Source organism: Aquitalea palustris, from assembly GCF_003693445.1.
In the GTDB taxonomy this organism is placed as follows: domain Bacteria; phylum Pseudomonadota; class Gammaproteobacteria; order Burkholderiales; family Chromobacteriaceae; genus Aquitalea; species Aquitalea palustris.
The window spans coordinates 19335-44355 of the sequence record NZ_RFAR01000068.1 but is presented as its reverse complement, the minus strand read 5'-3'; the positions used below and the strand labels follow the sequence as shown (position 1 = coordinate 44355).

19 protein-coding genes are annotated in these 25021 nt (G+C 63.3%); 8 read left to right on the top strand and 11 right to left on the bottom strand.

All coding sequences use genetic code 11. The features are described from left to right. Together EAY64_RS15650 and EAY64_RS15645 are read left to right on the top strand one after the other, a co-directional pair. Positions 1–401: methyl-accepting chemotaxis protein (locus EAY64_RS15650; RefSeq protein WP_233566498.1), on the top strand; the 401-nt coding region annotated here is incomplete at its 5' end. Positions 402–476: 75 nt separating this feature from the next. Continuing rightward, entirely contained in the window at positions 477–2123 is a 1647-nt protein-coding gene (locus EAY64_RS15645; protein WP_103525674.1) for a tetratricopeptide repeat protein, read from the top strand. Here EAY64_RS15645 and EAY64_RS15640 read toward each other — a convergent pair. The 7 genes from EAY64_RS15640 to EAY64_RS15610 form a co-directional block, all read right to left on the bottom strand. Next, entirely contained in the window at positions 2120–3517 is a 1398-nt protein-coding gene (locus EAY64_RS15640) for an FAD-binding oxidoreductase (protein WP_103525673.1), read from the bottom strand. The genes EAY64_RS15645 and EAY64_RS15640 overlap by 4 nt on opposite strands. Position 3518: 1 nt before the next feature. Further along, positions 3519–4031 carry a cupin domain-containing protein gene (locus EAY64_RS15635; RefSeq protein ID WP_103525672.1) on the bottom strand — a complete coding sequence of 171 codons (513 nt, stop codon included), beginning with the start codon at positions 4029–4031 and terminating at the stop codon, positions 3519–3521. A 20-nt stretch (positions 4032–4051) separates the two neighbouring features. After that, a complete protein-coding gene (locus EAY64_RS15630; protein ID WP_103525671.1) occupies positions 4052–4675 on the bottom strand; it encodes a glutathione S-transferase family protein in 624 nt (207 codons plus the stop codon). Beyond that, a complete protein-coding gene (locus tag EAY64_RS15625; protein ID WP_103525670.1) occupies positions 4672–6264 on the bottom strand; it encodes a sodium:solute symporter family transporter in 1593 nt (530 codons plus the stop codon). The genes EAY64_RS15630 and EAY64_RS15625 overlap by 4 nt, the downstream gene beginning before the upstream one ends. Next, positions 6261–6476, bottom strand: coding sequence for a DUF485 domain-containing protein (locus tag EAY64_RS15620; protein ID WP_103525669.1), 216 nt, complete (start codon positions 6474–6476; stop codon positions 6261–6263). Before EAY64_RS15620 ends, EAY64_RS15625 begins: the two co-directional genes overlap by 4 nt. 75 nt (positions 6477–6551) lie before the next feature. Beyond that, complete coding sequence (locus EAY64_RS15615; protein ID WP_103525668.1) at positions 6552–7907, bottom strand: aldehyde dehydrogenase family protein; 1356 nt, start codon at positions 7905–7907, stop codon at positions 6552–6554. A 340-nt stretch (positions 7908–8247) separates the two neighbouring features. After that, entirely contained in the window at positions 8248–9039 is a 792-nt protein-coding gene (locus EAY64_RS15610; RefSeq protein ID WP_103525667.1) for a LuxR C-terminal-related transcriptional regulator, read from the bottom strand. Positions 9040–10056: 1017 nt separating this feature from the next. On the opposite strand from EAY64_RS15610, the gene EAY64_RS15605 reads away from it, so the two are divergent. Beyond that, the gene (locus EAY64_RS15605; protein WP_103525666.1) at positions 10057–11022 is read left to right on the top strand and encodes a LysR family transcriptional regulator; all 966 of its coding nucleotides are present in this window, start codon (positions 10057–10059) and stop codon (positions 11020–11022) included. Between the two features lie 70 nt (positions 11023–11092). Here the strand turns inward: EAY64_RS15605 and ubiT are convergent, their stop codons facing one another. The 4 genes from ubiT to EAY64_RS15585 form a co-directional block, all read right to left on the bottom strand. Beyond that, positions 11093–11527 (bottom strand): ubiquinone anaerobic biosynthesis accessory factor UbiT, encoded by a 435-nt coding sequence (ubiT, locus tag EAY64_RS15600; RefSeq protein WP_103525665.1) that lies wholly within the window; start codon positions 11525–11527, stop codon positions 11093–11095. Continuing rightward, a complete protein-coding gene (locus EAY64_RS15595) occupies positions 11514–12443 on the bottom strand; it encodes a U32 family peptidase (RefSeq protein ID WP_103525664.1) in 930 nt (309 codons plus the stop codon). Before EAY64_RS15595 ends, ubiT begins: the two co-directional genes overlap by 14 nt. A gap of 55 nt (positions 12444–12498) precedes the next feature. After that, on the bottom strand, positions 12499–13515 hold the full coding sequence (gene ubiU / locus EAY64_RS15590) for a ubiquinone anaerobic biosynthesis protein UbiU (protein WP_103525663.1): 1017 nt from the start codon (positions 13513–13515) through the stop codon (positions 12499–12501). A 127-nt stretch (positions 13516–13642) separates the two neighbouring features. Further along, entirely contained in the window at positions 13643–14026 is a 384-nt protein-coding gene (locus EAY64_RS15585) for a SirB2 family protein (protein WP_103525662.1), read from the bottom strand. Positions 14027–14119: 93 nt separating this feature from the next. Here EAY64_RS15585 and recC point away from each other — a divergent pair, with 93 nt between their 5' ends. The 5 genes from recC (at position 14120) to recD (ending at position 25016) form a co-directional block, all read left to right on the top strand. Then, on the top strand, positions 14120–17314 hold the full coding sequence (gene recC, locus EAY64_RS15580) for an exodeoxyribonuclease V subunit gamma (RefSeq protein ID WP_103525661.1): 3195 nt from the start codon (positions 14120–14122) through the stop codon (positions 17312–17314). After that, entirely contained in the window at positions 17311–20874 is a 3564-nt protein-coding gene (gene recB, locus EAY64_RS15575) for an exodeoxyribonuclease V subunit beta (protein WP_103525660.1), read from the top strand. The genes recC and recB overlap by 4 nt, the downstream gene beginning before the upstream one ends. A 215-nt stretch (positions 20875–21089) precedes the next feature. Further along, the gene (pap, locus tag EAY64_RS15570; protein ID WP_103525659.1) at positions 21090–22574 is read left to right on the top strand and encodes a polyphosphate:AMP phosphotransferase; all 1485 of its coding nucleotides are present in this window, start codon (positions 21090–21092) and stop codon (positions 22572–22574) included. Next, positions 22567–23295 (top strand): substrate-binding periplasmic protein, encoded by a 729-nt coding sequence (locus EAY64_RS15565; protein ID WP_158604708.1) that lies wholly within the window; start codon positions 22567–22569, stop codon positions 23293–23295. The genes pap and EAY64_RS15565 overlap by 8 nt, the downstream gene beginning before the upstream one ends. Further along, positions 23292–25016: an exodeoxyribonuclease V subunit alpha gene (recD, locus tag EAY64_RS15560; RefSeq protein ID WP_103525657.1), complete on the top strand. Its 1725-nt coding sequence runs from the start codon at positions 23292–23294 to the stop codon at positions 25014–25016. Before EAY64_RS15565 ends, recD begins: the two co-directional genes overlap by 4 nt. Positions 25017–25021 lie beyond the last annotated feature (5 nt).

The following is a 25021-nucleotide window of genomic DNA, read 5'->3' as shown; positions in this document are numbered from 1 at the left end:
TGGCCGACGAAGTGCGCAAGCTGGCCGAGCGCACGGCCCAGGCTACGGTGCAGATTGCCGGCATGGTGACCGCCATTCGCAGCGAAACCGGCAAGGCGGTGGGCGATGTGCAGCAGACGGTGACCGTGGTGAACGATGGTGTGCTGCTCACCCAGCAGGCGGTGGCCACCATCCAGTCCATCCGCCATTCCATGCTGGAAGTGGTGAGCAAGATGTCGGAGATTTCCCACTCCACCCAGGAACAGCACAATGCCAGCACGCTGATTGCCCAAAGCTCGGAGCAGATCAACAGCCGGGTGCTGGAAAACGACAGCCTGCTGCAGCAGGCCAGCGATACCTTGCAGGGCCTTGCCGGCAAGGCTGGGCAGATGAATGGCGAGTTTGCCAAGTTCCGGCTGTAAGCCGCTAAAATGCACTAGCGCAGCCGCCTACGGGCGGCTTTTTACCATCTGTTCCCATGCACGGAGGGCTGTTTGATGATGCTGTCGCCACTGGCCCTGCGTGCTGCAACCCTGCTGGCCGAGCAGAATCTGCCCGCAGCCTTGCTGGCCGCACAGGATTGCCTGCAGGCCGAGCCGGATAATGCGCCGATGTGGAATCTGCTGGGCGTCTGTGCGGCCAGGCTGGGGCAGGGCGAGCTGGCCCGCCAATGCTGGCAGCAGGCGCTGCAACTGGATGCGGCAGTGGCCGACGCCCATTACAACCTGGGTTGCCTGAATGAGGACGGCGGCGACACGGCCCAGGCCGTGCTGCATTACCAGGCGGAATTGGCGCGCAACCCGCGACACCAGGACAGCCTGTACCGCCTGGCGCGGCGTTATCAGCAAGATGGCCGCACGCAGCAGGAGGAAGCCTGTTGGCGTCGTTTGTTGCGCTTGCGGCCCGATCATGTGGTGGCGCTGCACGATCTGCTGCTGCTGTACCAGCGACAGCGGCGATGGCTGGCGGCTGCGGAGCTGTTGCAGCGGGCATTGCATTTGCCCCTGTTGACGAGAGCAGAGGCGGTGGCACTGGCGGCGGCTTGTCTGCAACAAGGCATGGCCAGGGAGGCCATGCGTTTGCTGCAGCAATATGTGCCGCTTGCCCAGGCGGATGCCTACCAGGCATCCATCTGGGGACTGGCCTGCAGCGAGCTGCGGCAGGCCGAGCGTGCCGAAGCCGCCTGGCAGCAGGCGGTAGCGCTCCAGCCGCAACAGCCACGCTATATGCAGAATCTGGGCTATTTGCTGCTGGCGCAGGGGCGCTGGCATGAAGGCTGGCAGGCACAGGAAGCCCGCCTGCTGCGCCCGCCGGTTGAGTTGGGCGTGCCATGTCTTGCTTCGCCGCGCTGGCAGGGCGAGTCCTTGGCCGGGCGGCATCTGCTGGTATGGCTGGAACAGGGGCTGGGCGATGCCCTGCAGTTTTGCCGCTATCTGCCCTTGTTGCAGGCTGCGCGTCTGACCGTGGTGTGCCGGCCGGAGCTGATGCGTCTGTTGCACAGCATGGCGCTGAGCTGTCCGGTGCAATTCCTGCCGCTCACCAGTCTGGACATGGCCTTGCCGGCCCATGATTGCCATGTGTTTTCCATGAGTTTGCCGCTGCTGTTGCAGCCTGATCCGGCGCGCACGCCGCCAGCACGATTTGTCCTGCCACCACCGCCCAGGCTGCCGGCCCCACAGCGCAAGCTGCGGCTGGGCCTGGTATGGCGTGGCCACGCCCGGCATCCCTTTGATCATCTCCGTTCGCTGCCGGATGTCCGCTTGCTGGATGCGCTCTTGCAACTGCCGCATATCGAGTGGCTCAGCCTGCAACTGCCGGTGCAGGCCGGTGAGCAGACATGGCTGGGCCAATGGCCGCAGTGGCGGGCCGGCGAGGATGGGCTGGCGGATCTGGCAGATACGGCGGGGCTACTGGCGCAACTGGATGGGCTGGTGACGGTGGATACTGCGCTGGCCCATCTGGCGGGTTGCCTGGGGTTGCCGTGCTGGCTGTTGTTGTCGGCCAGCCATACCGACTGGCGCTGGGGCTGGGAGGGAGAGCATACGTCGTGGTATCCGGCGCTGCGCTTGTATCGTCAGCAGCAGGCGGGCGACTGGCCGGGCCTGCTGGCCCGGCTGGCCGCCGATCTGGCGGCACTGGATTAGTCGCCGCTGCCGGACAACCACTTGCCGGGGTTCATCAGCCCGTGCGGATCCAGCAGCTGTTTGATGCTGCGCATCAGCTGCAGGGCAACCGGGTCCTTGTAGCGTTGCAGCCAGTGGCCCTTGAGCTGGCCCACGCCATGTTCTGCCGCCAGCGTGCCCTGATGGCGATACACCTGGTCGTAGACGATGGCGTTGACACTGTCCTCATCCTCAAACAAATGCGCATTGTCCGGCCGGGTGTAGCTGATGTTGTAATGCAGATTGCCATCGCCGGCATGACCGAAGGCGATGATGCGCACGCCGGGAAAGGCTGCGGTCAGCGCAGTCTCGCATTCTGCCAGGAAGGCCGGAATGGCCGAGCTGGGAACGCCGATATCGTGCTTGATGCTGGCGCCATCGCGCTTCTGGGTTTCCGACATGGCCTCGCGCAGCTGCCATAGCTGCTGCCTGTCGGCCTCGCTATGCGCCAGCACACCGTCGGCAATGTCCTGGGTCGCCAGCCAGTCCACCAGTTTTTGTTGCAGCGCATGGCTGTCGCCGCTGTCGGACAGCTCGGCCAGCACCGCCCACGGCTGGATGAAGGGCAACTGGCCCGGATGGTATTTCTCCAGCAGTTGCTGGCAGGCTTGCGACATGATTTCAAAGGTAGTCAGCCGGTCGCCAAAAGCCTGGCGCAAGGCCGACAGCAGGTCGATGGCCGCCTGGCTGCTGGTCACCCCCAGCAGCGCAGTGGCGTGGGCCGTGGGCAGCGGGAACAACTTGAGCGTGGCGGCAGTAATCAGCCCCAGCTGGCCTTCAGCCCCGATAAACAGCTGCTTTACGTCCAGGCCGCTGGTGTCCTTGCGCAGGGCAGATAGCTGATGCAGCACCTGGCCATCAGGCAGCACCACTTCCAGCCCCAGCGTCAGTTCGCGCATGGTGCCGTAGCGCAGCACGGCCAGCCCGCCGGCATTGGTCGACAGGTTGCCGCCGATCTGGCAGCTGCCTTCGCTGGCCAGCGATAGCGGAAACAGCCGGCCGGCGTCCGCCGCCAGCTGCTGTACCTGGGCCAGCGTCATGCCGGCTTCCACCGTGATGCTGTTGTTGGCGGTATCGAGGGCGCGCAGACGGTTAAGCCGGCCAAGGCCGATTACCAGCTGGCGGCCGGAAGTGTCCGGCGTGGCGGCACCGCAGGTAGAAGTGTTGCCACCCTGTGGCACCACGGCCACCCGCTGCAGCTGGCACAGCTGCAGCAGTGCGGCTACCTCTGCCTTGCTGCCGGGCAGGGCTACCGCCAGTGGCCGGCCCTGATAGCGGCGACGGTAGTCCAGCGTGTAGGGTGCGGTATCCTGCGGCTGGGTCAGCAGATGTGCGGACCCGATGATGGCAGCCACGGCGTCAAGAAACTGGTGCATGTCAGTCATGCTCCTGTTGTGCACGCAGGGCATCCGGCAGGCCATCGTGTCCGCCCTGCAACTGGCCGGGGCAATCATCCCAGTGGCGGGGGCCAAGCGCGCGATTGCGCGCCGGGTGTAGCGGGTAGTGCAGCTGGTTGTCGTCGCGGTCGCGGTCGCCCACGCACAGCAGCCGTACATCGTGTGCGGTGTTGTTGAGGAAACTGTGGGCGATGCCGCTGCCAGCGGGAAAACCCACCGTGTCACCGGGCTGCAGGCGGTGCAGCACACCATCCAGCCAGACATCCGGTTCGCCTTCCAGCACGTAGACGAATTCGTCTTCGGTCTTTTCGGCATGGGGCCAGGAGGTGCGACGGCCCGGCGGCAGCAGTTCGTGATGAATGCCGATGCGCTGCAGGCCAAAAAAGCGGCCCAGCGGCGCGCCGATGGACAGCAACTCGCTGCTGTCCGGATAACTGGCCTTGTCCGGCTGTTGCAGCTCGCGCCAGTGTTTGATGCAGGATGGCCGTTCCATCACGCTTCCCCGTGTTTGCTTCAGTCCGGAATGTCCGCCGCCATCAATTCGTCCGGATGCTGCCAGCCGGGCAGCTGGCTGATGCGCTGCAGCCAGGCCGCCACATGCGGCCAGCCGGCGATGTCCAGCCCGGCATCGCCCAGCCACCACAGATAGGCACTGGCCGACAGATCGGCGATGGTCGGCGTGGCACCGATCAGATAATTGTGCGCGCTCAGGGTGCTGTCCAGCACGGCCAGATCATCGCGCACCCGTTGCTCCAGCCAGGCAGTGACCTCAACCGGCTGCGGGAAAAACTTGCGTGCCAGGCGCAGATTCGGTAGGGATAAACCAATGCGGTTGCTCTCCCAGCACAGCCACTCGCGTACCAGCTGGCCCTCGCCCGGCGCGCCGTCCAGCCGGCCGTAGCTGTCGGCCAGCCATTGCAGGATGGCATTGGACTGGCACAGCGCCGTGCCATCAGCCACCAAGACCGGCACTTCGCCAAAGCGGCTGACAGCGCGGAAGTCTTCGGCGCGTTCGGCACGCGGCAGCGCCAGGTCGACATGAACGTAATCATGGGATACATCGGCCAGCATCAGTGCCAGGCGCACCTTGTAGCTATGGCCGGAGAAACAGTTGCCGTACAGAGTCAGTGTGGTCATGTGGTTTTTCTATTGCGGTGTTGTGCCGGCGGCCAGTCGGTTTGCTGCATGGCTGGCCCGGATGAGACTGGAGCTTGGTTGGCAGTGTCGGCGCGTGGCTGCGCCGCGTCAATGCTGCGTCCCGGCGTCTTGTCGAGGACCGAGGCCAGCCAGGCAGCGGCAAAGGCCAGCGGTATGGAAAACAGCGCCGGGTTGGCATAGGGAAACAGCGGCCGGGCATGGCCGAGCATGCCCACCCACACGGTAGGGCCGGAGATGATCAGCCCCAGCGCCGCCAGCATGCCGCAGCAGCCGCCAGCCAGCGCCCCGCGCGCAGTGAGGCCGCGCCAGTGCAGGGTCAGCAGCAGGACCGGGAAATTGCTGGAGGCGGCGATGGCAAAGGCCAGGCCCACCAGAAAGGCGATATTCAGATTCTGGAACAGGGTGGACAACAGCACGGCAGCCACGCCCAGCAGCAGGGTGGCCAGCCGCGACAGCTGCCATTCCCGCTGCGGATCGGCCTGACCACGGCATAGCCACAAGGCATACAGATCGTGGCTGATGGCACTGGCACCCGCCATGGCCAGCCCGGCCAGCACCGCCAGGATGGTGGCAAAGGCCACGCCGGCAATCAGTGCCTGCAGCCATGGCCCACCCAGTAGCGCGGCCAGATGCAGCGCCGCCATATTGCCGCCACCCAGCAGCTTGCCGGCGGCGTCATGGAATGGGGCAGCAGGCCCTACCAGTACCAGTGCGCCATAGCCGATAAAGATATTCAGCAGGAAAAACAGGCCGACGATGCCGGTAGCCCAGCCCACCGAGTGGCGGGCGGCTCGGCCATCCGCCACAGTGAAAAACCGTAGCAGGATATGCGGCAGCCCCAGCAGGCCCAGGCTGAGCCCCAGGCCCAGTGACAGCGCATCCAGTGGGTCGGAGAGAGACTTGCCTGGCAGCAGCGCCTGACCATGGCTGAGCCGGTCTACCTGGGCAAACAGGGCCGGCGCGCTGTAGCCAAAGCGTTGCAGCACACCGCCGGCCAGCAGCAGCGCGCACAGCAGCATCAGCGCGGCCTTGGTCATCTGCAGCCAGCTGGTGGCCAGCATGCCGCCCAGCCCCACTTGCAGTACCATCAGCAGCACCACCAGCCCGACTGCGGCCAGATAGGGCAGGCCGAACAGCAGCTGCAACAGCTTGCCAGCGCCTACCAGTTGCACGATCAGATAAAACAGCGTGATGGTGAGCGAGCTGATGATGCTCATCAGACGTACCGAGCGCGCGTCAAAACGGCTGGCAACTACCTCGGCCACACTGTAGCGCCCCAGTGCCCGCAGTTTGTCCGCCAGTAGCAGCATCAACAGCGGCCAGCCGGCCAGCGTGCCTACCGCATACACCAGGGAATCGTAGCCCTGCCCCAGATACATGCCGATGGAGCCGAGAAAGGCGGCAGCCGACAGAAAATCTCCCGCCAGTGCCAAGCCATTTTGCCAGGCCGGTAATTGTCCGCCGGCGGTATAGAAGTCATCGGCAGAACGGGTGAGGCGTGCTGCCCGGCGAGTCAGCAGCAGGCTGGCGGCAATGAATAACAGGAAGAAAACCGTGGCCGGACTCATCTGGCGGACTTTCGGTCTTGCGCCCGGATATGCCAGAGAGTGACCGCGAAAAACAGCAGGAACAGCAGCAAGGCCAGCAGGATGGAACGCGGCCAGCCAGCGACACTATCCTGTAGCAAGGGTGGGGCGGTGGCAATCAGACCGAAATAGCCCAGGCAGGCCAGCAAGACCAGCCCGGCGAGAATGGCGGTGGATGACAGAGTAAACTTCATGACAAACGGTGCAGGGCGGCCAGGAGCGGAACAGCCGGCCAGTGTAGCGCATCGCCGCCCTGGCCGCCGTGCTGCTTATTTCTGCCAATAGGTTTTGACGTTGACGAATTCATACAGGCCGAACTCCGACAGCTCGCGCCCATAGCCAGAGGCTTTCACGCCGCCAAAGGGCAGGCGCAAATCCGAGCTGGTGTGGCGGTTGAGAAAGACGCTGCCCACTTCCAGCTGCCGCGCCAGTTCCCAGCCATGGGTGGTGTCTGCGGTATAGATGGAGGCGCCCAGGCCAAACGGCGTGTCATTGGCCAGGCGGATGGCATCGGCCTCGTCACGGGCACGCAGGATGCTGGCCACCGGGCCGAAGACTTCTTCGTGATAGACACGACAGCCGGCATGCACATGATCCAGCACCGTGGCCGGATAGAAGAAGCCGGGTGCCGGAGGCAACTGGCCACCCAGCAGCAGGCTGGCGCCCTGATGACAGGCATCCAGCACCTGTGCATGCAGTGCCTCGCGCAGATCGGCCCGGGTCAGTGGCGACAGCGTGGTGGCCGGGTCGCGCGGGTCGCCCGGGCGCAGTGTGCTGGCAGCAGCAACAAAGGCGGCAACAAATTGCTCGGCGATTTCCGGCACCACGATCATGCGCTTGGCCGCATTACAGCTTTGGCCTGCATCGCGGAAGCGCGAATTGACCGCATCCTGCGCGGCGGCTTCGACATCGGCATCGGCCAGCACGATAAAGGGATTGCTGCCGCCCAGTTCCAGTACGGTCTTCTTCAGATGCTTGCCAGCCAGGCTGGCGATGATGCGCCCGGTATGGGTGGAACCGGTAAAGGCCACGGCGTCGCTGCGGCGGATGGCTTCTTCCACCAGCTCGTGATCGATCCAGGCGATGTCCAGGCAATCCAGCCCGGCGCCGTGCACCAGCTCCAGCAGCAACTGGGTGCATTGCGGTACCGAGGGCGCGGGTTTCACCAGACAGGTATTACCTGCCATCAGCGCCGGTACGGCAAAACGCAGCAGTTGCCAGATCGGGTAGTTCCACGGCATCACCGCCAGTACGCAGCCCAGCGCCTCGAAGGCAACACCGCTCTGGCTGGCCTGGGTGGGAATGGATTGGGGAGCCAGCAGGGTGGGGGCCAACTCGGCGTAATAGCGTATCAGCTGCGCCGACTTGTCGATTTCAGCCAGGCACTCAGCGGTGCGTTTGCCCACCTCCAGTGTCACCAGCGCCGCCAGTTGTTCGCGGTGGGTTTCCAGTTGCACGGCCAATTGCAGCATGCGCTCGGCGCGTTGGGACACGCTCAGGGCCGCCCAGCTGGTCTGGGCACGCTTCAGTCGCTGCAGGGCATCATCAAGCTGGGCCTGGCTCCAGCCAGGACGGGTAAACACCACCTCGGCGGTGGCTGGGTTGCAACTGGTAAAGGCATTCATGGCCGGTAGGCAAAGGAATCAGCAGGAGCAGCGACTGTAACAAATCGCCCCGCCTTGTGACAGGGTTTTGGCTGGAAGAGTCGGGTGATGGCGCACGGAATAGCGGTAGCACGGACGGTGACCGCCCATGCCGCACAGCCAAAAAAAGGCCCCGTGAAGCCGGGGCCGAATGTTTCAGGTGAGTGCATGGGTCAATCAAGAAGAGACTTGCAGATTGAAACTCCGCTGGCAGCGCCGCGCCGCACGGATACGGCGCTGTTGCCATTGGAGCGACGATTGTAGCGGCAAGCTGTTTGTGCCGTTACTGGCTGTAGTGCCTGCTCTGCTATCTTGCCGCCGGCTACATCGTGCCGGCGACCGTGGTCAGCCCCAGTTGCAGGCCGATGACGATGGCGTGGGTGCGGTTGTTGGCATTCAGCTTGCGAATGATGTTGGCAACGTGGAATTTCACCGTCCGTTCACTGATACCCAGAATGGTGGCAATTTCCCAGTTGGTCTTGCCATGGCTCATCCAGTGGAAAATATCGAATTCGCGCTGCGACAGCGGCATGGCGGCGGGGGCGGCGGGTGCCAGATTGGCCACCCGGCCAGCGGCCTGACGCAGGTGCAGCAGCAGGCTGTTGAGCATTTCGGTGAGCTGGCTGTCCTTGCCGATTTCACTGCCGGAAACCGACAGCACGCAGACCAGGTTCTGCCGTTCGGACAGGGCACTGAAGCTGATACCGTTACCCATGCCGATGGAGGTCAGTTCCTGGATGAACTGTTTTTCCTGTTGGCCTTTGGCTCGGGAAAATTTGTCGGCCCAATGAATGGGGCCCTGCCCCATGACCGAGCGCAGCACCGGGTCACAGCTGATGTAATTGTGGCTCATGTAGTGCTCTACCCATTCTTCCGGAAAGCTGACATTCACCACTTTTTCCACCCGGTGCAGCTGTTGGTGCTGGTTGATGCGTCCCAGGGTGATCACCATGTGCTTGGTCGGCAATTGCGATTGCAGGTGGTCCAGATAGAGCTTGAGTTCGTTTTCGGTCTCGATCTGGCCGACGGTATGAATCCAGTCCAGCAGTGTCTTCTGACTGGCCGGGGACAAATTACCCGGTACGGGATGAGCAAAGGGAAGCTTGCTGTGCATGATGACGTGACCTTCATTGTCGGGTGGCCAAGACGGTGGTCCGCTTGCAATGTTCCAGCGTTCATCATGAAGGCGTGGCTGTTTGAGCGCCGGACTCCACTAGCGATGCTTGCTGGCTGGTCTGGAGTTTATTAAGCAGCCAGCAGGCGAAACCAGTAGGTAAAGGTCCAAGTAGAGCGATCGCTATGCTGAATAAGTAATTTCTCTATGTTCAGTAAGATTGTGCGGAATTTTCCGTGGAGGGTGGATGCTTTTTCCTGAGAACACCATCCAGGCGGTGGCAAATGCGGTGGCTGGCTTGTTGGCAGTTTGCGGCTGAGGGTAAGGTGTGTAGCTGTACGCCGGGACAGGAGGGGCAGTGCGCCAAATAGAGCAAAAAAGCCGGGTATGCGGTGCGGGCAGGGATGTTGCTGGCGCGGATCCAGATCATGGCCATGCACTTGGCGCACGCGGTGCCTTGGACATGCCGCTGTGGTGATGCTGTTTGATATTGCACAGGATTGGCCTGCCAGCTGTACGGCAGAATGATGTCGCTCTTCTCCCGGGGGCATCAAATGCAGTACTGCGGTGGATCAGCTTTGTTTAAGCTAGAACTATCTTTTGTTGCAGTCTTGAACAATATTGATTGGTGAGCGCATGCCATCCGCCTGATCTTGGCCTAGGGCATGGCTGACGGTGAGAGGCCATCTGGCGGGCGTGTGGCTGTGCTGATGGTGGAGCATGGTTTGTCGTGATTGATATTAAATGCCAATGGCAAGTTGTTGGCGGTATTTTAAAATCAGTGCGAATTTGGCTTATCTGTGCCAAAAGACTCCAGAAAATTGTGAATTTTGAAACAGATTACTGGCATTTAAGGCCGGAAACGTAAGTCAAACTTCATTATTCACTGGATATGGTGTACGCTTTTTAAAGAAGAACTACTTAATAATGAAGTTGGCAAATCATGCAGCCGGGGCGGGGAATGCCGTGCAGCAGTCGGTCGCATGAGTTCAATGCCGCTCAGGGAACGTTTCAGCTATGGATACTTTAAAAGCCTTGATGGTCTTCATGACCACCGCCGAGAATGGCAGTTTCTCGGATGCTGCAAGAAAACTGGGGGTATCGCCAGCGGCTATCAGTCAAAGCATTGCGCGACTGGAGCAGGAGCTGGAGGTTCGCCTGTTTAACCGGACTACCCGCCAGCTGACCCTGACTGAGGATGGACGCCGTTTCTATGCGCAATGTCGCGGACCGGTGAACAATCTCGATTCGGCCATCAACCAGCTGAAGGCCAGCCGGGATGAACCGGCCGGCCATCTGCGCGTCAGCATGCCCAACTCTTTTGGTCGCCGCTTCATTTTGCCCATCATGGGCGAATTCTGCGAACGCTACCCCAAGATCCGGGTGTTCTTTGGCCTGGACGACCATTTCAGCGACCTGATCGAAGACGGCTACGATGTGGGAGTGCGCATCGGCATGATGCCGGACAGCCGCATGGTGGCGCGTAATCTGGCACAGATTCCGCAATACGTGGTGGCTTCTCCCGAATACTGGGACAAGCATGGCCGCCCGGCGACCACTGAAGAATTGAGCAATCACGACTGCATCAACTTCCAGTTCCCCACCTCGGGCCGCCTGTACAAGTGGGAGTTCGATCGCAAGGGCGAGCGTATTCCGCTGGAAGTGACCGGCACCTATACCCTGAACGAGATGGAAGCGGTATGCGAGCTGGCGCGTCTGGGTATGGGCGTAGCACAGCTGCCAGGGCATGAAGTGGTGCACCTGATCCGCAATGGCGAGCTGGAAGCGGTACTGACCGATGTGGTATCGCTGGAGCGTTCCATTTACATCTGCTTCCCGCATCGCGACCATATCGCACCGCGCACCCGCGTGTTTGTCGATTTCGTGGTTGAGAAGCTGGCCGATCACCCGGATGTAATGGCTGATTTGCCTGGCCTGGATTTGTCGGCCAAGCGCAAGGCGGCGGCGCAGCTGGTTTCCTGAATTCCGCTTTGCAGTACAGTCAAAAGCCCGGCCTATGCCGGGCTTTTTGCGTGGTAGCTTGCTGCCGCTTTCATACGGCCATGAAACGCTGCAGCGGGGTGCTGCTCCAGTCCACGCTGTCCAGCAGGTTTTTCACGATCAGGCCCAGCTCGGTATCGCCTTCGATGATCAGCTTGCGATTGAAAAACAGGGTGTCCGGATCTTCCTCGCGCAGCATCATGCGGGCAAAGTCCGCCAGATTGGCCGACAGCCGCAGGTCTGGCGTATCGCCGACGCTGGCCACCTTGAAGTTTTTTTCGTCGGCAGAAAAGCCCAGTCGCAGGCCGGCATCCTGTACGTGTACTTCAAAGCTGTGGCCGGCCAGCAAGCTCATGTCGGCCGGCAGGATGTCGCGCTTTTTCAGTTGATTCAGCGTGGTCACCAAGGCCCAGCAGGGCGGGGTGGCCGGCAGCCGGCCCAGCAGGCTGGCCATGCTGGCAGGCAGGGTGAGTTCAGGAATGCGCATGATGGGCTTCTCCAATGGCGGCAATGCCGGCTTCGCCACGCCAGTAGCCATCCACCAGGCGGCTGTCGGCGTAGGGTGCCAGATCGATGTCGGTGTGCAGCGGGCTGTTCAGCGCCTGGATGGCTTGCTGGTAGCCCGCCACCACGCGCTCGGTGTGCTGCCACTGCGGGCTGATGCGCACGGCCCGCACGCCCATGGCGGCAATGTCGGCCAGGTGCGGCAGCAAGGAGTGGCAGCCGTCCGACATGGTCTGGATGCCGTTGATGGTGAGGAAGGCCTGTTGTTCGCGGGTATTCAGCCGCAGCCCGTCCGGATGCTCCAGGCAGCGGAACTGGCAATCGTCCTTGGACAGATTGTAGTGGCGTGCAGTAAAGCAGCGGGCGGACAGCGCCAGTGGCAGGCGGCCCCAGGCGAACAGCTCGGTTTCGATATCCAGCCCTTTGTTGCTGACTTGCTGCAGCACGGCGGCCAGCGTGTCGCGGTCCATTTCCACCGGCGGAATCCAGCGCCGTGCCCCCAGCGACTGCAGCAGGGCCAGGGTATCGGCATTGTAGATATTCAGGTGATGACCGGCGACAAAGGGTCGTCCTTGCTGCTGTGCCAGCCGCGCTGCGCCCAGGTCGTTGGCTTCCAGTTGCAGCTCGCCGTTTTCCACCAGCTTGCGCAGGCGGCGCAGGTCGGACTCGCTCTCGATCAGTGCCAGGCTGGACAACACCACCTGGCGGCCGCTTTCGGCCAGTTCCTTGCCCAGGGCGATCCAGTCCTGGCCGCGCAGCTGCTGGCGGCGCGAGCAGACGGCTTCACCCAGATAGATGGTTTCCAGCGGCCAGTCGGCAGCTTCGCTGTAAAACCGCAGGATATCGTCGCGGGACCAGTAAAACAGTACCGGCCCCAGCGTCAGTTGCAATGTATTCATATCAGCCCTGCTTGTTGGGCCGGCATGGCGTGCGAGCCTGCCGGCACGCGTTCATTCATTTCCATGGCCGGTTATAGGCACCCAGGGTCTGCTGCTGGCCTTCCGCCAGCTTGGACAATGCCTGGGTCCAGCCCGGTTTCACCGAGAAGCGCTGCGGCTCGCGTCCGGCGGTATCCAGTGCTTCGCGCAGGGTGCGGGTGACTTGTGCCACATAGGCCGGGCTGCGCTGGCGGCCTTCCACCTTGATGGCGGCCACGCCGATATCGATGATTTGCGGCAGCATGGCCATTACGTTCAGGCTGGTGGGTTCTTCCAGTGCGTAATAGGTATCGCCTTCCACTTCGAAGCGCCCCTTGCACAACGTGGGGTAGCCGGCTGGCTCGCCTTGCTGGTATTCGTCGATCAGGATGCCATTGAGCCGGGCGCCCAGCGCCTGACTGCCGTGTTCCCAGCGTACGAATTTGGCCGGCGAACAGACTCCGTGGCTATTGGGTGATTCGCCGGTGGCATAGCTGGACAGCAGGCAGCGGCCCTCCACCATTACGCACAGGCTGCCGAAACCGAACACTTCGATTTCCACCCGGGTGTGGTCGATGACCTGTTTTACCTGATCCAGCGTCAGCACCCGTGGCAGCACGGCGCGGCGGATATCGAACAGCTCTTGTGCCAGATTGATGGCTTCGTAATTGGTGGCCGAGCTTTGCACCGACATGTGCAGGCGTAGCTCGGGGTAGCGGCGGCGGGCATATTCCATCAGGCCGATATCGGCCAGGATGATGGCGTCCACGCCCAGATCCGCCCCTTCGTCGATGGCGCGATGCCAGCGGCTGATATCGCCGCCCTGGGCATAAGTGTTGATGGCCAGCAGGACCTTGCGCTCATGCTGATGGGCATAGCGTATGCCCTCGCGCGCGGTGCGGTCGTCAAAGTTCAGCCCGGCGAAATTACGGGCATTGGTGTCGTTTTTCAGGCCGAGGTAGACGGTGTCGGCACCGTTGTCCACGGCGGCCTTGAGGGCGGGCAGACTGCCCGCCGGGCAAACCAGCTCCGGCAGAGGTCGTGTGGCAGGCATGATGGCTTGGTGTCAGCGATTGAAACCGCCAGACAGTAGCAGAGCGATGTGGCGCGGGACTTGTTCTGGGTCAAGCCGGGTGGGGAGCGGGGAAGCGCGCCGACGGGCAGCGGCGCGCTGTGCATGATCAGAAGGGCAGCGCCAGCTTGGTTTTGGCCACCAGCACGATATAGCCCACCACCAGCAGGGCGGCCAGCAGGGCGATGCTGCGTATCTGCTTGGTACGGCCACGCTTGAGAGCGATGGTGCCCAGCAGCACATAAAGCAGCAAACCACCGATCTTGGCCAGTAGCCACGGGCTTTGCAGCACCGGCCAGCCGCCCATCACCACCAGGGTCACCCCCAGCGCCAGCAACAGGGTGTCGATCACATGCGGCAGGATGCGCAAGGGCTTGAGCGCCAGAATGCGCTGCTGCTCGGCCAGCATCAGCCCGCCGCGCACGGCAAACAGCAAAATGGTGAGGTAAGCCAGGCCCATGTGGGCATGTTTGATGATCAGATAGGGATACATGCGGATTCCTGAGTGTTATGCCTTGGGCATCGCGTGATGGCGGCCAGAGGCTGATGGTACACTGACATTCTTGCTTTTAGCCGTGTTCCCGCCATGCTTTTTCTCTATCAGTCCAATCGTCTGGAGCAATTGGGTCAGCTGTATGCCGCCATGTTGCAGGCACAGCCGCTGGCCAACCCGTTTGCTGCCGAAACGGTGATCGTGCAGAGCCGGGGCATGGGGCGCTGGATGACGCTGGATCTGGCGCAGCAGTGTGGCATAGCCGCCAATATCGATTTCGTATTGCCGGCAGCCTTTGCCTGGCGGCTGATGCAGCAAGTGATGCCGGAGCTGCCGCGCAAGTCCTCGTTTACGCCCGAGGTACTCAGCTGGCGCTTGCTGCAACTGCTGCCCACGCTGGAAGGCGAGGTGTTTGCGCCCTTGCAGCGTTATGCCGCTGGTGGCGAGACGGCTGCTTTCGAGCTGGCCGGCAAGGTGGCCGATATTTTCGACCAATACCTGGTATTCCGCCCGGACTGGATTCGCGCCTGGGAACGCGGCGAGCGGCTGGATCTGGGCGAGGATGAAGCCTGGCAGGCCGCACTCTGGCAGCAGCTGGCCGCGCAGGACCCCGGCCGCCACCGCGTGCGCATGCTGGACGAGTTCTTTGCCGAGCTGCGTCCGGAGCATCTGCCGGAGCGCATTACCCTGTTTGGCATTGCCAGCCTGGCCCCGATGTATCTGGCGCTGATCAAGCGGCTGGCCGAGCTGACTGATGTCTGCCTGTTCACCCTCAATCCCTGCGAAGCCTACTGGGGCGATATCGTCGATACCCGCCGCAAGCTCAAACTGCGGGAAAAGGGCGACCTGTTCGCTACCGAAGGCCACCCGCTGCTGGCCTCGCTGGGCAAGCAGGGACGCGACTTTTTCGAGCTGATCGCCGCCGATGCCGAGCTGGATGCCCGCCCGCTGTTTGCCGAGGCCACCGACGACAGCCTGCTGGCCCGCCTGCAGCGCGATATCCTGCAGCTGGACATGCCCGGCCATGATGGCCAGTGGCTGAGCCCGGACGATGCCTCGATCGAGCTGCATGCCACCCACGGTGCCATGCGCGAACTGGAAGTACTGAAAGACCGGCTGCTGGCCATGCTGGCGGACGACCCCACACTCAGCGCCGCCGATATTGCGGTACTGACGCCGGACATCAACAGCTACGCACCCTATATCGATGCGGTATTCGGCCAGCGCGACGATGCGCCCAATCTGCCCTATGCCATTGCCGACCGCCGCGTGGAGCGCGAAGAGCCGCTGCTGGCCGCCATCGGCAATCTGCTGCACTTGCTGGATTCACGCTTTACCGCCGACCAGGTACTGGCCTTGCTCGACAGCCCGGCATTGTTGCAGCGCTTTGGCCTGACTGCGGAAGACCTGCCCTTCATCCAGGACTGGGTACGGGCCAGTGGTATTCGCTGGGGGCGCGATGCCGCGCACAAGGCGGCACTGGGCCTGCCGGCCGATCCGCTGTTTACCTGGCGCTGGGGGCTGGACCGCCTGCTGCTGGGCAGCATCCTGCCACCAGCCATGGCCGGCGATGACAGCGGACTGTTCGCTGGGCTGTTGCCGCAAGCCGGTGCCAGCGGCCAGCTGAGCGAGGCCCTGGCGCGCTTTGCCAGCTGCTATGCGCTGCTGGATGAGCTGGCCCGCGACTGGGCCACGCCAGCGACTGCGGCCGGCTGGGCCGAGCGGCTGCTGCTGGCCACCGACCGCCTGTTTGCGGTGGACGAAGATGGCGAACTGGCGCTGGAAGTATTACGCGATGCCCTGCAGGAGCTGGTAGACGATGCCGCCATGGCCGACTTTGCCCAGCCCTTCAGCCTGGCCGTGCTGCGCGACTGGCTGCAGCGCAAGCTCACCGTGGCCTCGCCGCTGGGCTTTCTGTCCGGCGGCATCACCTTCTGCGCCATGGTGCCGATGCGCTCGATTCCCTTTCGGGTGTTGTGCCTGATCGGCATGAACGACGGTGCCTATCCGCGTGATGAGCGCCCGGTCAGCTTTGATCTGGTGGCGCGCCATCCGCGCCGTGGTGACCGCTCGCGCCGCTTTGACGACCGCTACCTGTTTCTGGAAGCCATTCTGTCGGCCCGCCAGCGGCTGTATCTGTCTTATGTCGGCTTGTCGGCACGCAATAACGAATCGCTGCCGCCATCGCCGCTGATTGCCGAATTGCAGGACTGCTTCAAGGCCATGTGCGGTGATGTGGCCACCGCGCAGCTGCTGTTACGCCATCCCTTGCAGCCGTTTTCGCCACGCTGCTATGACGGGGTCGAAGCACGACTGGCCAGTTTCGAGCCCAGCTTTGCCCAGGCACTGGCAGCCCCGCCCAGCCAGCCCCGGCCTTTTGCTACTGAGCTGCCGCCCTTGCCGGGCAGCAGCGTGGTGCATGTCAATGACTTCATCCGCTTCTGGAAAAACCCGCCGCGTGCCTGGCTGGCCGAGCGTCTGGCCATTCGCCTGCAAGGCCAGCAGGATGCGCTGCCGGTGCGTGAGCCATTCAGCGTGGATCGCGACGCCAGTCGCACCCTGCGCAGCCAGCTGGTGGAACGCATGCTGGCCGGCAAGCCGGTGGCTCCGGTCAAGCAGCGGCTTGCCGGTGCAGGCCTGCTGCCACCAGCTGCACTTGGCCAGGCCTGGCTTGGCAGTGAAAGTGCCAGTGCGGCGCGGCTGGCATACCGGCTGCCCGCAGTACTGAGCGAAGCGACGCTGCCGCCGCAGCCGGTGAATATCCAGCTGCATGGCCTGACCCTGGCCGGGGAGCTGGGCGGGTTGCGGGCCGAAGGGCAGATCCGGCTGGTGATCGGCAAGATGAATGCTGCCGAGCGGCTGGAGTGGTGGCTGACTCATCTCTTGTTATGTGCCATGCGTCCGGCCGGCATTGCCTGCCAGTCAGTGCTGTATGACGACAGCGGCCACCTGCGGCTGGACGACGAGCCGGACGCCCTGGCCTTGCTCTCGCCCTGGGTGGTGCGTTGGCAGCAGGGCCAGCAGCAGCCGCTGCCGTTTTTTGGCCGCACCAGTTGGGCCTATGCCGAGCAGCTGTACAAGCTGGACAGCGCACCGCAATTGGCGCTGGCCAAGGCGCTGGATAAATGGGACCCCAGCTTTGTCGGCGATTTTGCCACTGCGCAATGCGAGGAACCGGTGAACCGGCTGGTGTTCCGCCATCTCGACCCGCTGGCCGACCCGCTGTTTGCCCAATTGGCCGAAACACTGTTATTGCCGCTGCTGGCGCGGCTGGAGGGCCAGGCATGAGCCTGCAGGTACTGAATGCACTGGAATGCCCGCTGGCCGGGGTCAACCTGATCGAAGCCTCGGCCGGCACCGGCAAGACCTGGACCATTGCTGCGCTGTATTTGCGGCTATTGCTGGAGGAAGTCAACGGCGAAGCCCCGCCCGGCATCGACAGCCTGCTGGTGGTGACCTACACCAAGGCCGCCACCGCCGAATTGCGCGAGCGTCTGCGCCAGCAACTCAGCGATTTTCTCGAGGTGCTGCAGGGCAAGCAGGCGGGCAATGATTTCCTGCAGGCCCTGGCACGGCGGTTTGCCCCCGGCGCCGCCCGTGATCTGGCCGAGCAGCGCCTGCTGGCGGCCATTACCGGTTTTGATGGCGCGGCCATTTATACCATTCATGGTTTCTGCCAGCGCGTGCTGACCGATGCCGCTTTTGAAAGTGGCCAGACCTTTGCCGCCGAGCTGGTCAGCGACGACGACCGCCTGCTGGTGGAGGTGGTGGACGACTTCTGGCGGCGGCGGGTGGTGACCAGCCCCTTGCTGTCGCAGGTATTGGCCGAGGCGGGGGAAACCCCGGATGGCTGGCTCACGGAAATCCGCCCCTGGCTGGCCAAGCCCTATCTGCAGATGGTGATGCCGGCGCAGCGCGATCTGCAGCAGGCCTTGCAGCAGCTGGAGCAGTGCTGGCAGCAACTGGCGGCGGATGCGCTGGTGATACAGAGCGGTTTTGATCTGCTGCTGGCCACCGAGGGTTTTCATGGCAGCAAGCTAAGTCCCGCCCAACTTGCACGTTGCATGGCTGAACTGCAGCAATGGCTGGCCGAGCCGGACAGCCTACCGGTTCCCGACAACAGTGCTCTCAAGCTGCTGCGCAAACTGACTCCGGAAGAGTTGGCCAAGGCCATGAAAAAGGGCTTTGTCGCGCCGGAACATCAGTTGTTCCAGCGTATCGGCGACTGGCTTACCGCCTGGGATGGCTATCTGGCCCAGCTGCAGCTGTCACTGGCCGGGCTCAAGCTGGAACTGATTGCCTGGGTGAACGAGGAGCTGGCCCGCCGCCGCAGTCAGGAACGGGTGCGCAGCTTTGACGACTTGCTGACCGAACTGGGCGCGGCGCTGGCAGCAGCCGAGGGCGGCGCGCAACTGGCAGCCGCCGTGGCGCGCAGTTTCCGCGTGGCGCTGATCGACGAATTCCAGGATACCGACCCCATCCAGTACGACATCTTCCGCAGCTGTTTTGCCTTGCAGGGCCGGCCCTTGTTTCTGGTAGGCGACCCCAAGCAGGCGATTTACAGCTTTCGTGGTGCCGATATCTTTGCCTATCTGGATGCGCGGCAGGATGCGCCCGCCACCCAGCAATATTCGCTGGATACCAACCGCCGCTCGGATGCGCCGCTGGTGGATGTGGTCAACCAGCTGTTTGGCCGTGCCCGGCCATTCTTGCTGGATGCCATCAGCTATCAGCCGGTGCATGCCGCGCCCAGCTCCGGTGCCGTGCTGGAAGTGGCGGATGAGGACGCAGCCTTTACCGTGCTGTGGCAGCCGCCGGAGGGCGACAAGCCGCAGAACAAGGACAGCGCCGCCCGCGCCAGCGCACAGGGCTGCGCCCATGAAATCGCCCGCCTGCTGACGCTGGGCGGACAAGACCGGGCCGCCATCATCAAGGGCGAGCAGCGCCGGCCCTTGCGTGGTGGTGACATTGCCGTGCTGGTGTCCACCCATCGCCAGGGCGAACAGATGCGCCAGGCCCTGGCCGAGCGCGGCGTGGCCAGCGTGGCGCTCACCCAGGAAAGCGTGTTTGCCAGCCAGGAGGCGGCCGAGCTGCTGGCCCTGCTGCGCGCCTGGGCCGAACCAGCCAGCGAAAGCCGGCTGCGCGCTGCACTGGTTACCGAGCTGTACGGGCTGGATGCCGCCCGCCTGCTGGCCGAGGTGGAAGACGAAACACAGTGGGAGGCGCGGCTGCTGGCCAATGCCGCCGACCACCAGCGCTGGCTGGAGCAGGGCTTCATGAGCGCCTGGCGGCATTTCCTGGCGCGCGAGCAACTGCCACTGCGCCTGTTGCCCTTGCCCGATGGCGAGCGGCGGCTGACCAATCTGTCGCATCTGGCCGAGCTGTTGCAAAGCGAAAGCGACAGTCGCCACGGCATGGCGCCCTTGCTGGCCTGGCTGGAGGGCAGGGTGGCCAGCCCGTCTGGTGGCGAGGAAGCCATGCTGCGGCTGGAAAGCGATGCCGCACTGGTGAAAATCGTCACCATCCATACCTCCAAGGGGCTGCAATACCCCATCGTGTTCTGCCCCTATCTGTGGGATGGCGCACTGGAGCGGCGCAATACCAGCTTCTGGCGCTACCGCGAAGCCGGGCAGGCCATGCTCAGCCCGGATGTGCTGGCCGATGCCACCGTGCGCCAGCAGGCCGGCAGCGAAATGCTGGCCGAAAAGCTGCGCCTGCTCTACGTGGCGCTGACCCGCGCCCAGCATCGCCAGTACCTGGCTTGGGGCTGGGTCAAGGACATGCAGACGGCGGCGCTGTCCTGGCTGCTGCACGCTGCAGATTGCCCGGATCTGGCCAGCCTGCGCGAGCTGGAATTCAGCCCTGCCATGCTGGAACAGCAACTGGCCGCGCTGGCCAGCCGCTTGCCAGCGGCCTTGCACCTGCGCCCGCTCGAGTGCGCGCAGAACCCCTTGCCTCTGGCGCAGGACGCGCGGCAGGACTATAGTGCGCGCCTGTTCCAGCGGCCGGTTTACAGCCCGTGGCGGGTGGCCAGCTTTACCTCGCTCACTCATGGCCGCAGCAGCAAGGCCAATGAGCGGCCAGACCATGACGGCGGCCTGCCGGTGCCACCGGCAGAGGGCGGCGAGCTGCTGGCAGTCGATAGCCCGTTTGCTTTCCCCCGTGGTGCTCGAGCCGGTACCTGCCTGCATGCCATGTTTGAAAACATTGATTTCGGTATGAGCGATGCCCAGCTGCAGCCGGTGGTGGCCCAGCAGCTGCGTCGCCATGGTTTTGCCGATAGCTGGCAGCCGGCAGCCCTGCAGCTGCTGCGCCAGACGCTGGATGCCGAGCTGGCCCCCGGTGTAAGGCTGGCCGGGGTGCCTGCCGGGCGCAAGCTGGTGGAAATGGAATTCACCCTGCCGGTACGGCAGCTGGATGTGGCCGCCTTGCGCCGCGTGCTGAGCGATCCGGCCAACGGTCTGGCCCAGCCTTTGCGCATGGCCGCCGCCGGGCTGGATTTCCGCACGGTGCGTGGTTATCTCAAGGGCTTTGTCGATCTGGTGTTCGAGGCGGACGGGCTGGTGTATCTGGTGGACTACAAATCCAACCACCTAGGCGAGCAGGCTACGGACTATGCCCCCGAGTGCTTGGTGCAGTCGGTGGCGCGCGAGCACTACTATCTGCAATACCTGATTTATTGCGTGGCGCTGCAGCGCTATTTCAGCGCACGCGGGCGTGATTTCGCCAGCTGCTTTGGTGGCGTGCGCTATCTCTACCTGCGCGGCATGGGCATGGCCGGCATGGGCATCTGGCATGACCAGCCGGCACAGGGTTTACTTGCCGAGCTGGATGGCTTGTTGCGCTGACTGCAACTATCATTGCCTTGCCAATGGCATGGAGTAGACTGAGGTTTGGCTAGCAGCAGGCTAGGGCTGCCTTGCCTGACGGCAGGCCAGACATGCCCGCTTGCTATGTATTTCTTCCATTTAAATGGCCCTGTTGCGTAAAAAATGCGTCACACAGGTCCTGTGGCCTGCCACGGCCAATACACACAACAGGCAGTTCATGACGGGAGACGGGAATGTTTGAATCGGCAGAAATCGGCCACAGCATCAGCAAAGAGAACTATCGCGAGCAAGTGCCGCTATTGCGCGAAGCCTTGCTGGACGTGCAGTACGACCTGAAGGAAAAGGCCGATTTCCCGGTGCTGATCCTGATTCACGGCTTTGATGGTGCCGGCCGTGGCGAAACCATGAACCTCATCAACGAATGGCTGGACCCGCGGCTGATCGACACCGTGGCGTTTGCCTCGGCCAATGACGAAGAACGCGCCCGGCCCTGGATGTGGCGCTACTGGCAAAAGCTGCCGGCCAAGGGCCGCATCGGCATGTTTTTTGGCTCCTATTATTCCGATGCGCTGTTCGATCGTGTTTACGATGAGATCGACCACGACGCCTTCGACCGCGAAATCTTCGACATCATGCGGCTGGAACGCATGATCAGCCAGGATGGTGCGCTGATCCTCAAGTTCTGGTTTCACCTGACCAAGGACAAGCAGCGCAAGCGGCTGAAAGAGCTGGAAAAGGATCCGGCCACCCGCTGGCGCGTGACGGAGGATGACAAGGCCAATATGGAGCGCTACGACACCATCCGCAAATACGGCGAACACATGATCCGCCTGACCAATACCGCTTACGCGCCGTGGATCGTGGTGGATGGCGAAGACGCCAATTTCCGCAGCCTGACGGTGGGTCAGACCATTCTCAAGGCCATCCGCAACCGCATCAACCAGCACGGTACTGCGGTGGATGTGTCGGAAGCACCGCCGCTGCTGGCACCCATCGACGACAAGGTCATTCTGGACACCCTGCAACTGGACCAGAACATGGACAAGGCCGAGTACAAGACCCGGCTGGCCGAGCTGCAGGGCCGCCTGAGCAAGCTGACCCGCGACGAGCGTTTCAAGAACCATTCGCTGGTACTGGCCTTCGAAGGCAATGACGCCGCCGGCAAGGGCGGTACCATCCGCCGCATTACCCAGGCGCTGGATGCGCGCAGCTACCGTGTGGTACCGGTGGCTGCCCCCACCGAGGAAGAACGCGTCAAACCCTGGCTGTGGCGTTTCTGGCGCCAGGTGCCGGGCAAGGGCGGCATCACCATCTTCGACCGCACCTGGTATGGCCGCGTGCTGGTGGAGCGGGTGGAAGGCTTCGCCCAGGAACGTGACTGGATGCGTGCCTATTATGAAATCAACGACTTCGAGCACCAGCTGAGTGAAAACGGCGCCGTGGTGCTGAAATTCTGGCTGGCCATCAGCAACGAGGAACAGATGGCGCGTTTCAAGCTGCGTGAGGAAACCGGCTTCAAACGCTTCAAGATTACCGAAGAAGACTGGCGCAACCGTGAAAAGTGGAATGCCTACAAGCTGGCGGTCAGCGATATGGTCGATCGCACCAGCACCAGCAAGGTGCCGTGGACGCTGGTGGAAGCCAATAACAAATACTATGCGCGCATCAAGGTGCTCAGCACCATTTGCGCGGCGCTGGAGGCAAGGTTGGGTGCGTAGTTTTCTGTTGCTGTGCTGCTGTCTGTGGCTGTTGCCGGCGCAGGCAGCCGACATCACCCTGCGTGCCGGCGTGGTGGTGGATAATGCCGGCCCCTACAATTTCACCCCGGACAGCCCGATGGCCGGCATCTATCGCGAGGCGCTGGAGCAGATTGGCAAGCTCAGCGGGGTGCGTTTCGATATCGAGTACTATCCGGCACTGCGTATCCAGCAGCTGTTCGAAGTGGCCCGGCTGGATGTGGAAGTCGGCGTCAATCCGGCCTGGCGCAGCCTGTCGCCGGTTGGCGGTTTTTATACCCTGCCCATCGGTACGCTGGATTACCAGCTGTGTGGCCGCATCAATGGCCGCAGCGGGCGCTCGCTGGACGAGCTGCACGGCCAGACCATCGGCCTGCTGCAGGGACAGCCGCTGAGCGCCTTTGAATCCGAGCTGGCCCGCCACGGGGTGCACTACGAGATGTCGCAGAGCGAAAACGAAGTCCTCAGCAAATTGCGCCTTGGCCGGTTGCAGGCCGTGGTGCTGGAGCGCCGCCAGATCGAACGGCTGACACAGGCCCCGGAGGAGCTGCGCTGCGAGCCGGGCGGCATGATCAGCTCACAGCCGGTCATGTTGCGTTTGCACCCGCAATTCCGCCAATGGCTGCCGGCCCTCAATCGCGCCATCAGCCAGTTGCAGGCCAATGGCAAACTCAAGGCCATTTTCCAGAAATCCCGCGCATGAGTGATTCCCCCCAGACGCTAACAGCCCCCCTGTTGCCGCAGCAGCTATCCCGGCTGCTGTTGCGGCTGGACCCGGGGCTGGATGACAGCACGCTGGCGCTGGTCTGCGAACTGGCCGCCGCCAATCAGGCCGGCCATGTCTGTCTGCCCATTGCCCACCGGGCGGAGCGTCGCCTGCTGCAGGCTTCTCCGGTGCTGGGCGCGCCAGGCAGTTATGCCCCGCTGATTCTGGATGCGGCCGGGCGGCTGTATTTCGCCCGCCACTGGTTTGACGAACAGAGCCTGGCACACAAGCTGGCACAGCTGGCGGCCGACCACCGGCCGCTGCCGGCCAGCACGCTGGAGCCGGTGCTGCACCAGCTGTTTCCTGCGCTGCCGGCCGGGCAGCCGGATAGGCAAAAGCTGGCCGCTGCCTTGGCCGCACGCCAGCGTCTGCTGGTGGTGTCAGGTGGCCCGGGTACTGGCAAAACCACTACGGTGGTGCGTTTGCTGGCGATGCTGGCCATGCTGGCGGAGCGGCCGCAGGTGATGGCCATGGCGGCACCAACCGGCAAGGCCGCCGCCCGCCTGAGTGAATCGGTACGCAATGCCCGCGATAGCCTGCCGGTTGCGGACAGCGTGCGTGCCCAGCTGCCGCAACAGGCACAAACCCTGCACCGCTTGCTGGGTTTGCGGCCGGGCGCCGCCCAGCCACGCTATCACGCCGGCCAGCCGCTACCGCTCGATGTACTGGTGGTGGATGAAGCCTCGATGATCGATCTGGCGCTGATGGCACGGCTGGTGGAAGCCCTGCCGGCGCAAGCCCGGCTGATCCTGCTGGGCGACCGCGACCAGCTGGCATCAGTGGATGCCGGCGCAGTATTGGGCGACTTGTGCGGACAGGTGGCGTATCTGCCAGCCACCCGCGACTGGCTGGCACAGGCCGGTGCCGGCCCGCTGCCGGCGGACGAGGGCAGGGCGGGGGCGCTGGCCGACAGCGTGGTGCTGTTGACTCATAGTCATCGCTTCCGCGCGGATTCCGGTATCGGGGAGCTGGCGCGGCTGGTCAATCTGGGCGATGCCACTGCCGCCTTGCAGCTATTGCAGGCTGGCCAGCATGACGATATCCGTCAGGCCGCTCTGTTGGACGATGCCGGGTTGCTGGCACGCCGTCAGCCCTATCTGGACGCCATCCAGCAACAGCTGCCACTGGCGCAGGTGCAGGCGGCATTCGCGCAGTTCATGTTACTGGCGGCCGAGCGCCGCCAGGTCGAACAGGCCAACCAGCGCATGGAAGCCTTGCTGGAACAGCGTGCTTGCAAACAGGCTGGACGCGACTGGTATGCCGGCCGGCCGGTGATGATCAGTGCCAACGACTATGGTGTCGGCTTGTTCAATGGCGATATCGGTTTCACCGTGGAGCGGCCGCAAGGGCTGCGGGTGGCCTTCCCGGCCGCAGACGGCAGCTGGCGCGAGTTTGCCCCGGGGCGCCTGCCGCAGCACGAAACCGTATTTGCCATGACCGTGCACAAAAGCCAGGGCTCGGAATTCGACGAAGTCTGGCTGCAATTACCGGCCACGCCGGGGCCGGTGCTCAACCGTGCGCTGATCTACACCGCCATCACCCGTGCCCGCCAGCGCTTTGCGGTGGCTGGTAGCGACGAAGTGTGGCAGCAGGCGGTGCGGCTGGCCCCGGCACGCTACTCCGGGCTGGCAGATTTGCTGCGTCAGCCGCGCGTGTGAATTCT